At 62.2% G+C, this 6,000-nt stretch carries 4 protein-coding genes and 1 pseudogene; all 5 read left to right on the forward strand.

Annotation, left to right across the window (positions count from 1 at the left end; translation table 11 throughout):
* Window positions 1-311 precede the first annotated feature (311 nt).
* On the forward strand, window positions 312-1,901 hold the full coding sequence (locus tag AC630_RS30795) for an ABC transporter substrate-binding protein (RefSeq protein ID WP_143198454.1): 1,590 nt from the start codon (window positions 312-314) through the stop codon (window positions 1,899-1,901).
* A gap of 60 nt (window positions 1,902-1,961) precedes the next feature.
* A complete protein-coding gene (locus AC630_RS30800; protein ID WP_074122235.1) occupies window positions 1,962-2,885 on the forward strand; it encodes an ABC transporter permease in 924 nt (307 codons plus the stop codon).
* Window positions 2,882-3,703: an ABC transporter permease gene (locus AC630_RS30805; protein WP_074122236.1), complete on the forward strand. Its 822-nt coding sequence runs from the start codon at window positions 2,882-2,884 to the stop codon at window positions 3,701-3,703. The genes AC630_RS30800 and AC630_RS30805 overlap by 4 nt, the downstream gene beginning before the upstream one ends.
* A pseudogene (locus tag AC630_RS30810) lies at window positions 3,700-4,679 on the forward strand (ABC transporter ATP-binding protein). Before AC630_RS30805 ends, AC630_RS30810 begins: the two are co-directional and overlap by 4 nt.
* Window positions 4,672-5,724 carry an ABC transporter ATP-binding protein gene (locus AC630_RS30815; protein ID WP_074122237.1) on the forward strand — a complete coding sequence of 351 codons (1,053 nt, stop codon included), beginning with the start codon at window positions 4,672-4,674 and terminating at the stop codon, window positions 5,722-5,724. Before AC630_RS30810 ends, AC630_RS30815 begins: the two are co-directional and overlap by 8 nt.
* Window positions 5,725-6,000: the final 276 nt, after the last annotated feature.

The raw sequence follows: 6,000 nt of genomic DNA on the forward strand, positions 1-6,000 counted from the left end.
CCGAGCTTCTTGAAGCCTATTGTTGAAAGATAGATGCCGCTCGAACTATCCGAATAGGCAATAGATTTGGCTGCGAGCAGTGTCCTGCGCATCGCATCCATTGTGCTGATGTCGGGCTTGGGCTGACGCCCTCGAACCACCATTCCGATGAACGATTGCGCAAGCGGCGCTGGTGCAGCGCGAAAATTGCGCGACTGGCGCCCGCAGTTCGCAACTGGCGAGGGCGCGTGCGCTATTCAAGGAGCTTGCATTCGACATGCCGTGAATGGTCAACTCTCTGATCGGGACACGCCTGCATTGTCGGAGGGAACATGATGTTCAGGATAGTGGCGATCGTCGCTGGTTTGGGACTGGCGCTCGCCGCCACGGCGGAGGCCCAGACGCAGCGCAAGGGTGGAACCATCCGCATGACCGCGCCCTACGGCTCGAGCTTCACCAGCCTGGACATTCATACGACGCAGCGCGCCCAGGACGAGATATACGCCAAGGCCCTGCATCGGTCGCTCTACATCTGGAATTCCGCAGAAGGCAAGCCGGTTCTGGAGCTTGCCAAGGAGGACGTTGTCTCGGGCGGAGGTCTCGTTCACACCTTCAAGCTGCGCGACGATGCCTATTTTCACAATGGCCGCAAGATGACGGCCGACGACGTCATCTGGTCCTACAACCGCATCATGGATGGCACCAAAGCCTTTCCCGGTGCCCGCTTTGTCCGTGTGATCGAGGGCGCGGCCGCGGTAGAGAAGGGGCAGGCCAAGGAAATCTCCGGCCTGAAGAAGATCGACGATTTCACTCTCGAAATGAAGCTGACCGAGAAAGTCGATCCGGGCTTCTACTTCTTCACCGCGCTGACCTCGATCTATCCCGCCGACGAGGCCGCCAAGGAGAGCTTCATCCAGAATCCGATCGGTCTTGGCCCATTCAAATTCGTCGAGCACGTGCCGGGATCGCGCATCGTTCTGGAGCGGTGGGACCGGTTCTACAAGCCCGGCAAGCCCTATGCCGACAAGGTCATCGTGTCGATCATGGCCGAGGCCGCGGCACGCGATGTCGCCTTCCGCAACAAGGAGATCGACACGTCGGTGCTCGGGCCCGCGCAGTATGTTGCCTATCAGGCCGACTCCGGCCTCAAGGGCACCATCGTCGAAGTCGCGGAGGTCTTCACGCGTTACATGGGGATGAATCCCTCGTTCAAGCCGTTCGCCGACAAGCGCGTCCGGCAGGCGATCAACTACGCGATCGATACCGACCTGATCATCAACAAGCTCGTCAAAGGCAAGGCCTATCGTGCCACCAGCTGGTTGCCGCTGACCTCTCCCGCCTACGACAAGGCCATGAAGCCGTACGCGTTCGATCCCGCCAAGGCCAAGCAGCTGCTCACTGAAGCGGGTTATCCCTCAGGCTTCGAATTCGAATGGACCACCAGCCAGAATGAAAGCTGGGGCTTGCCGATCGTGTCGGCCGTCATCCCGATGCTGGACAAGGTCGGCATCAAGGCGAAGGTCAAGCAGGTCGAGACCGCGGTGCTGGCGGAGGTGATACGCAGCGGCGATTACCAGGCCTTTATCTATTCTCAGGCGACCGGCCCGGATCCCCAGGCCGCCCTCAAATGCTTCCACTCGTCGACGCCACAGCCAGCCTGCAACTACATGAACTTCAAGAATGCCGACTTCGACAAGATGATGGATGAGGCCGGGCAGACCGACGACGCTGCAAAGCGTACCCAACTGCTGCAAAAGGCCAATGCGCTGCTCTATGACGAGGCGCCGGTCTGGTTCTTCAACTATAACAAGGCGGTCATGGCGGTGCAGCCGTGGCTCAAGGGAATTCAGCTCAATGCGACGGAGCTGACCCATCAAAACGTCGAAGACCTCTGGGTCGACGAGACCTCGCCTGCGAAGTGACACGCGCTCTCGCGCTCCCTCCATCGCAGCAAATGATGGAGGGAGAGAGGAAAAGTGCTGATGCTCCCCTTCCTGATCCGCCGAGTCCTGCAAACCATCCCGACCGTTCTCGCTGTCGTGCTGCTGGTCTTTGTACTGTTCAGCGTCGTTCCAGGCAGCATCGTCTCGAGCATGAGCGACGATAGCGATCCGCAGGTCGAGCTGCGCATGAAGAAGCAGCTCGGCCTCGACGATCCCGTCTACCTGCGTTTCGGCTCCTACATCGCAAAGCTTGCGACCGGTGATTTCGGGACGTCGTTCCGGACCCGCGAGCCGGTCACGACCATGATCGCAAAGCGGATGGGACCGACGCTGCAACTGATATTTGCAGCCATGACATTTGCGATCGTAGTCGGCGTGCCGCTCGGCTTCATCGCTGCACTGCGGCCGGGCAGTATCGTCGACACGGCCTCGATGGTCGTGGCGGTGTCGGGTCTTTCAATGGCCAAATTCTGGCTTGGACTCCTGCTGATGTATCTGTTCGCGCTGAAGCTCGGCTGGTTGCCAAGTTTTGGCTATGGCGAAGGAGGGGGCAAGTACCTGATCCTGCCGGCCGTGACACTCGGCGTCTCCCCGATGGCGTTGCTGGCCCGGACGACGCGCGCCGCTGTCCTCGAGATCATGACGGCTGATTTTGTCCGCACCGCGCGCTCGAAGGGCATGAGCGAGGCCCGGGTCGTGAAGTGGCATGTGATGCGCAACGCGCTTGTCATCATTCTCACGACCGTTGGGCTGCAGTTCGGCGCGTTGATGGGGCAGGCGGTCGTCGTCGAGAAATTGTTCTCCTGGCCAGGCATCGGCTCGCTGCTGGTCGACAGTGTCTTGCAGCGCGACATTCCGGCCGTCCAGGGCTCCATTCTCGTGGTGGTGCTGTTCTTTTTCGCAATCAACTTGCTGATCGACGTGCTCTACGGCGTGATCGATCCCAGGATCAGATACGCATGAAGCTCCGCGCCAATCTCATCATCGGCGGCGCTTTGTTCGCGCTCGCGATCCTGGTGGGCCTGCTCGCGCCCTGGCTGGCGCACACGGATCCTGTCCTGGACGCCAACCTGCTGAACGCGGAAGAAGCCCCGAGCTGGACCTGGTGGTTCGGGACCGACGACCAGGGCCGCGACATCTATTCCCGCGTCGTGTACGGCGCCCGTATCTCGCTGACGGTCGGCATCGTCTCGCAGCTCATCAACAGCGTCATCGGCGTCGGGCTGGGCCTGAGCGCCGGCTATTGGGGCGGCTGGTGGGACGATTTCGTCAACGGGTTGACCAACCTGATGCTCGCGATCCCCTCGCTGATCTTCGCGCTTGCCATCATGGCGGTGCTTGGCCCTGGCCTGACCAGCCTGCTCATCGCACTCGGGCTGACCAACTGGTCCTTCACGTGCCGGATCGCGCGGGCGTCGGCGCTGTCGCTCAAGAGCCAGGGCTATGTGCAGGCGGCAACCGTGCTCGGCTACGGAGATTTGCGGATCATGATCACGCAGCTCCTGCCGAACATGCTCGGACCGATCGTCGTCATCGGCACGCTCGGCATGGGCAGTGCGGTCTTGTCCGAAGCCGCATTGTCATTCCTTGGCCTCGGCGTCCGCCCGCCCTTCCCAAGCTGGGGCAGCATGTTGTCGGATGCCCGCGACCAGATCACCACGGCGCCGTGGCTCTCGGTCTTTCCGGGCCTCGCCATCTTCCTGACGGTGCTCGGCCTCAACCTGCTCGGCGACGGCCTGCGCGACATTCTCGATCCACAATCGCGGAGCCGGCGGACATGACGGGCTCGCCGTTGATTGAAGTCGAGGACTTGCGTATCGATCTCAACGACGGATCGAGGCGCGTGGCGGCGGCCGAGGGCATTTCGTTCCGCATCGATCGCGGCGAGACGTTCGGCCTGGTCGGCGAATCCGGCTGCGGCAAGAGCATTACGGCTCTCGCCTGATCGGCCTGTTGCGGCAGCCCTTGTCGATCGGCGGCGGCGTCATCCGATTTGAAGGGCGGGAGATCCAGCGGCTTTCCGCCGGCGGTCAGCGGGCGCTGCGCGGCAATCGCATCGCCATGATCTTCCAGGAGCCGATGACGGCGCTGAACCCGGTCTCGCCCGTCGGCCGGCAGATCGCCGAGATGTTCGTGCTGCACCAGGGCAAAAGCTGGCGGGAAGCCAATCAACTGGCGGTCGAGGCTCTGGCGAGTGTCCGTGTCCCCGCGCCCGAGCGGCGCGTGAAGGATTATCCGCACCAGCTTTCGGGCGGCATGCGTCAGCGCGTGATGATTGCCATCGCACTCGCATGCGGTCCGGATCTTCTGATCGCCGACGAGCCGACAACCGCGCTCGACGTGACCGTGCAGGCCGAAATCATCGAGCTGATGCGGAATCTATGCGCCGAGAGAGGAACGGCAATCCTGATGATCAGCCACGATCTCGGCCTGGTCGCCAATGTCTGTCGCCGCGTTGCTGTGATGTACGCCGGCCGCATCGTCGAAGAGCGCGGCTCGGCCGATATTTTTCGAACGCCCTCGCACCCCTATACGCAAGGCCTGGTCGCCTCGTTGCCGCGGCTGGGCAGTCGCGCTGCGCTTGGCCGCACGCGGCTCAAGGAGATCGCGGGCGTCGTCCCAGCTATCACGAGTTTCCCTGATGGCTGCAGGTTCAATCCGCGTTGCACGCAGGCGACCGATATTTGCCGGACCGCCGCGCCGGACACGACATGGCTGGGACCTGGCGGTTTCGTCAGGTGTCACCACCATGCATGAACCGCGAAACATGTTGGGTGAGGCCAGGCCGGACGACGATCTCATTCTCAGCATCGAGGATCTCGCGGTTCATTTTCCGCTGGGCGGCGGCTTGCTGGGCCGCGGCCGGCGGCTGTTGCGCGCCGTCGACGGTGTCGATCTCAAGCTGAAGCGAGGCGAATGCCTCGGCCTCGTCGGTGAGTCCGGCTCCGGCAAGTCGACGGTCGCACTTTCAATCCTTGGTCTCCTGGCGCCGACGCGCGGCCGCATTGTGTTGGACGGGCAGGTCGTGACGAACAGGCCATCCGGCGATCGGAAGGCGTTGGCCCGCATCGTGCAAATGGTCTTTCAGGATCCCTACGCCTCACTCAATCCGCGCCAGACCGTTCGTCGCACGCTTGAAGATCCCCTGCGTGTGCATGGCGTGACCGCCGCAAGCGAGATCGAGGATCGCGTTGCGAAGATGCTGCGGCATGTGGGCTTGCGGCCCGAACAGGCCGACCGCTACCCGCATGAGTTCTCGGGTGGCCAGCGACAGCGTATCGGCATTGCGCGTGCGCTGATCCTCAATCCCAGGATCGTCATCTGCGACGAGCCCGTTTCGGCGCTCGATGTCTCGATCCGCGCCCAGATCATCAATCTGCTGCTGGAATTGAAGGAAACGCTCGGTCTCTCCTACATCATGATCAGCCACGACCTTGGCGTCGTCGAGCACATGAGCGACAGGGTCGCCGTGATGTATCTCGGCCGCATCGTGGAGAATGGCGACTGGCGCGAGATCTTCGAACGGCCGGCGCACCCGTATACGCAAGCCCTGATCTCCGCCATCCCCGATCCCTTGCGCCATGCACCGTTAGCTACGACAGGGGGCGACCTTCCCAATCCGCTCAATCCGCCGAACGGATGCGCCTTCAGCCCGCGCTGCCGTTACGCCGAAGCCGTGTGTCGTCGCGAGCCGGGACCGTCGCTCGAAACGCGTCCCGACGGACACGCGGTGCGGTGCTGGCGCGCTGACGAGATTGCCGGTCAGGCGGCATTGGCTTCGAGCGAGGGCGGGCATCCCTAGGATGGAAGGCATATCGGGCGTGGGGCATAGATGACGAAGCTCTGACGGAACGTAATGGCTCCGCTCTGGCCAAATTGCCACCCATCCCCCGCGGCAGTCTAGGAAAGCGCAGTCTTGTTCGACAGTGTAAGCTCAATTTGCGGCTGCTTCACATTCAAGGTCGGGTGCTAGTCATCTGGAACGCAAGTTCGTCACATTATATGATGGCTCGAATCTCTGTAGAGGAGAGCGCTTGTGGCGAATGCAGGTGTTAGAGGCCGGCCAATCGAGCCGTTT

Source organism: Bradyrhizobium sp. AS23.2, assembly GCF_001908185.1.
Classification (GTDB): domain Bacteria; phylum Pseudomonadota; class Alphaproteobacteria; order Rhizobiales; family Xanthobacteraceae; genus Bradyrhizobium.